A 4,820-nucleotide genomic window follows, 5' to 3' on the forward strand; every position below is an offset into this window, starting at 1 on the left:
GCGCGACCGCTCTCGCCGCATGACAATCCCTTCTCCGGCCTTCAGTCACCTAACATCAGTTAACGTGACAGCACCCCGCCATGCCCTCGATCGCCTGGCGCTTCCACTGGGCGATCATCGTCTGATGCACGCCATGTTTCGAAGCCAGTTCCGCCAGCGTCAGTTCCCCACGGATCGCTTCCAGGGCAACCCGTGATTTGAACTCCGCCCCATACCTCTTGCGCGTAACCTTGCCCATAAAACCCGTCCTCTCTCAGGTCGGATTATAGCTTAGACACCTGTCCGAAAAATGGGGGCCACCTCTCTCTAAACATAGCTTGCCCCTCGAACAATATTGTCGAATGACGTGCTCTGTCCTTTTTCAGGAGTACTGAGCACTGCCACCTTTTTTAGAATTAGTCGGCCCGTTTAAAACGGATGATGCTCCGGGACATTTTTCCGTTATCCCAATTAGGCATAATCCGCCAAGGCGTCAGAACATCAGCTTCATTCCCTTTCACGACGATATTACGACGCTGCTCTGTTCCAACCCATTCTGGCGCCCATGCTGTCTGTACACTTGTAACCCACTGGTTACCTTCCACACGATAGCGGCCAATATAGGCAACGAGTGTCTTCATGAGATGCGCGCGATCTGCGTCATTTTTTGCAGGCTGACGATCACTCCCTTCAAGATTAAACGCAACCCAACCGTCAGGGGTGAAGATGACGCGGCCACGCGGATGGGCGCCCATAGCGTCAATCAACTTCCCGGTTTCTTTATCCTGAACCTTATAAGAAACCAGCTCCCAAACCCCGACTATGTTCTTTTTCAAGTCTGGATCAACCTGCTTTGGAAGTTCCGGAATGGATACTTCCTGAGCATGGACAGATGACAATGAAGACATAGACACAGATCCCGCAAAAGACATAATCAGCATAACTTTTGTGTACTTACGTACTTTTTCAAACATACTCATATCCTTTCTATTTTAAACAACATTTCTTGTTTTGTGACGTCTTATGACGAACACTACGGCACACAGTATCAGAACCAGTATTGCTCCCGCCGCCATACCAACTCGGGACAACAGCAATAATGGAGAGTCAGGCCCACCCTTTCTGATAAGCTCAACATCCTGTGGTGTGACCTGAACGTCTGGCCGACCATATGTTTTGAAAACAAAATTACTCAGCTTCGCGATCTGACTATCGTCCAGTTGTACAGCATTTCCCGATTTTCCGCCGAAACCTGGCATGAAGGCTTGGCGCCCCTCTACCGATCGAGAGACACCATACAGAATTGTTGATATGAGGTTGTCGCCACGCGACGCGCCTGTCACCGAATTATGCCAAAGGGATGGATAATAACCGTCTTTACTCCCCTGAGCACTGGCCCCATGACACGAGGCGCAGTTCCCCATAAAGAGAGCTGCTCCACTGGCGGTGTTGTCGTTATGATCCATAATCGGAGTTGTCCCCCGTAGTTCAACTGCCAGACTTACGTCATGGCCCTGCTGAAATCTGGATGACGTGTGATCGTTCGGATCACTGACCGGCTTTAAACTGCGTAAATAAACGCTAATGGCATTCAGGTCACCAGAAGACATGTGAGAGAAGCTGTGTTCAACAGCCTCACCCATCCCGCCTCCGGCCTGAGCTTTGCTAGGCAGGCGTCCCGTGCGGAGATATTCCGTAAGATCCTGATCACTCCAACTCCCAATACCACTGACTGTGTCAGGGGTAATGTTTGGTGCGTACCATGTTCCAAGACTGGCTCCCGACAGCGGGTGCGCCAGATCTTCCTGCATCAGGAACCCACGATGTGTATGGCAGGTTCCACAATGCGTCGCCCCCTGTACCAGGTAAGCTCCCCTGTTCCACTCTGCCGACTTTGTCGCATCAGCCTGATAGGGTTTTCCATTCAGAAACAACATGTTCCAAAAAGACATGGAGAACCGGATATTCATCGGAAATGGCAGCGCTGTAACCGGTCCTTTTTTATCTACCGGAGCAACCTCCTTCTGGAAGTAAGCATATAAATCAGCAATGTCCTGATCCGTCAGATAGGAATAAGCTGTGTACGGCATTGCGGGGTACAGGTTGGCACCATCTTTTCTGACGCCACGCCGAACAGCTTTGTCAAAATCTTCTAACGAATAGTGACCAATACCTGCTGACAAAGACGGAGTAATGTTTGTCGAATACATAATCCCCAAAGGAGTATGCATGGCCAAACCACCCGCAAAAGGCTGTCCATGAGGCGCTGTATGACAAGCTACGCAGTCTGAAGCAACCGCCAGATACTGACCACGCTGTGGGTTTCCAAGTGGATCAGCCTTTGCAGGATGTGTCGCAGAAAGAGCAATAATAGCAAGAGAGCAGACTGTAACAGTATAGAAAAAGGATCGCTGTATCATGAGATCAAGCCGTCTTGAATTGTGCTATGATTGCGTCGGCGGACTTCAAAGCAAGCGCTGCCATTGTAATCGTGCTATTTCCACTCCCACCGGTTGTCATTGCACCCCCGCCGGGAAGAAAGAGATTCTCATGATCGTGAGAGCGGCAATCAACATCGACAACTGAGTCTGATGGATCTTTCCCCATAATGCAGCCACCCATGATGTGATCGCTATGCAAGAACTCAGGATTCAGATCGAACTTTGTCGCCCCTAAAGCCGCTGCCATCTTTTTAAGTGTCGGAATAGTATATTGTTCCGCACTACGCCGCACATAATCGCCAACATCATAATAAATCCGCGGGCGATTAAGGCCTAACCAGTCTTTTTTATCCGACAGCGTCAGACGATTAATGGGAGACGGAAGAGGCTCATGCTCCACAACCAGCAGCCCGGTACAAGCAGACAGGCGACGAATTTCCTGATCGAGGGCACGTCCGTACAGACCTTTTTTTAACGCTTCTGCTGCACCAATCGAGCCTCGGGCCATATTTTCCATACGGAACATGGCTCCAGAATATTCGCTACGGAAGTCGCCCTGACTGGTGTTCAGAATGCTACTGCCCTGTACGGGTCCAACCCCAGTCCAAAGCGGCTCGCTCATTTCAACCGTCGCTTTCAACTTCGGCTGATCCATCATGTTACGCCCGACCTGATCGGAACTGTTGGCAATTCCATTTGGATGGCGATCATCTTTGGACAACAGCAGAAGTTTAGGTGTCTCGATGCCATTGCAGGCAATAACAAAAGCACGCCCTGTTACGCGATGTGATGTTCGATGAGGGTCATAATAATGGACAGCCTGTATTTTATGGCGGTCATCCGCTTCAATGCGATAGGCAACGGCATTGGTTAAAAGCTTTCCACCCTTGGCTTCAATACGTGGCAGTGCCGTGGCTGCATCATATTTTGCAGCAATAGGGCAGACCGGAAAACAGTTATTATTGCCACAGCACGCAGGACGTCCATCATAACTAACACCACTATTGCGCGCTTGCGGTGCAGGCAAATTTTGCAAGCCGAGTGGTGCCATGACGTCGGTGAAGCGCTGCTCTCCTGGCCCCAAAGGTAGCGGACCCATGGGATAAGGCCGGGAACGAGACGTTTTTGGAGGCCATTGCAATGCGGCATCCGTTGGACCGCAAACGCCCAGAGCATATTCTGCACGAGCATAATATGGCTCTAAAGTCTCATAATCAAAAGCCCAATCGCGCCCAACCCCATAGAGGCTTTTTAATTTCAAATCCTCAGGGGTCATTCGCCAACAAATGCCAGCCCAGTGCCACGTCGCTCCGCCAGCATACCGAACATAACCTTGCTGGTAAGCCGTGGCATTAGGCCCTGTCAGATCCAGATAAGCATTTTCTTCGCCAGGGGTGCGTGTTTCGAGAACTGGCGCCCATGGTGGGGGAGGAAATGGCGCATCCCAATGATGTCGCAACGACGGAGGAAGGTTTCGAAAATTTTCTACGATGGTCTGTCGATCAACCCTAGGCCCAGCCTCCAACATGAGCACTGACAAACCAGCATCCAGAGCTTGTTCAGCGATCAAACACCCAACAACGCCCGTTCCGACGACGACGACATCATATTTTGTCTCATTTACCATTTCAGCGCGCTCCTATATCAGCTTCAAAAAATCGGAAGTTGAGAAAGAGGCGGAGCGTCCGCCGTCCAGCCATTAGGCCCAGAAATAGCATAAGAGGGTATCGTCATTACATCAGACGTGACTTTGAACATCAAAGCCTCTTCATAAGAAATGACTGAAATAGTGGATGCCCCCTGAACTGCACCAGTATACCAAGATTCAATGATGCTTTGAGCGGCATTTTTCAAAGAAACATCTGGTAGAGCTTCCATAAGCTCTTCAACATCGGCGGGCTTTTTAGCCTCAATGAACGATGCTAGCTGCTCTAAATGTTCAGGAAAATCAGGAACAGTCGCGATCATTGCATCCGCCGTTCTAATTCCAATAGTTTCATCGAGCTTGTGCGGCACCAAAAGAGATGAGACCGACATGAACTTCTGATGCAGCATTCCGGAACGCAACATTCCACCACGCAATGGCGCAGCGCGAGGTGTTTGAACACAAAAGAGGGCACCGAGAGACGACATACCCAAAAGCAACCCGCGCCTTCCGATCCGAGGGCTGGTAGAGCGTGATATGCGCATAAGAAACACTCGCTTCACAAAAATAGGTGACGTGCCCCCCTTTTTGTATCCACTCAAAAGGAGAGTTCCCGTTTTTTATGGCTTTGGTTTGATGGGATGACAAGTGTCTCGGGGGCATGCCCCCGAGACACTTGTCAGAGGTGGTCCCGTCTGATCGGACAGTTTTTGGGTTTGAATAAGCTATACCCGGTTGTTGTCATGCCGCCATTC

Annotated in this window: 4 protein-coding genes and 1 pseudogene; all 5 read right to left on the minus strand. The window is 50.3% G+C overall.

The features are described 5' to 3' along the window. Window positions 1-76: 76 nt before the first annotated feature. Window positions 77-238: pseudogene (locus LOC54_RS11405) on the minus strand (transposase); the annotation flags it as partial. 157 nt (window positions 239-395) lie between these two features. Then, entirely contained in the window at window positions 396-953 is a 558-nt protein-coding gene (locus LOC54_RS11410) for a lipocalin-like domain-containing protein (protein WP_279313917.1), read from the minus strand. An 18-nt stretch (window positions 954-971) separates the two neighbouring features. Then, the gene (locus LOC54_RS11415) at window positions 972-2,399 is read right to left on the minus strand and encodes a c-type cytochrome (RefSeq protein WP_279313918.1); all 1,428 of its coding nucleotides are present in this window, start codon (window positions 2,397-2,399) and stop codon (window positions 972-974) included. 4 nt (window positions 2,400-2,403) lie between these two features. Beyond that, window positions 2,404-4,047, minus strand: coding sequence for a GMC family oxidoreductase (locus tag LOC54_RS11420; protein ID WP_279313919.1), 1,644 nt, complete (start codon window positions 4,045-4,047; stop codon window positions 2,404-2,406). A gap of 23 nt (window positions 4,048-4,070) precedes the next feature. Then, window positions 4,071-4,610 carry a sugar dehydrogenase complex small subunit gene (locus LOC54_RS11425; protein WP_279313920.1) on the minus strand — a complete coding sequence of 180 codons (540 nt, stop codon included), beginning with the start codon at window positions 4,608-4,610 and terminating at the stop codon, window positions 4,071-4,073. Between the last annotated feature and the right edge of the window lie 210 nt (window positions 4,611-4,820).

This window comes from Acetobacter sp. AN02 (genome assembly GCF_029759835.1).
In the GTDB taxonomy this organism is placed as follows: Bacteria; Pseudomonadota; Alphaproteobacteria; order Acetobacterales; family Acetobacteraceae; genus Acetobacter.

Coding starts and splice junctions, on each gene's coding strand:
- LOC54_RS11410 (WP_279313917.1), bottom strand. CDS start 953: ATGTTTGAAAAAGTACGTAAGTACACAAAAGTTATGCTGATTATGTCT.
- LOC54_RS11415 (WP_279313918.1), bottom strand. CDS start 2,399: ATGATACAGCGATCCTTTTTCTATACTGTTACAGTCTGCTCTCTTGCT.
- LOC54_RS11420 (WP_279313919.1), bottom strand. CDS start 4,047: ATGGTAAATGAGACAAAATATGATGTCGTCGTCGTCGGAACGGGCGTT.
- LOC54_RS11425 (WP_279313920.1), bottom strand. CDS start 4,610: ATGCGCATATCACGCTCTACCAGCCCTCGGATCGGAAGGCGCGGGTTG.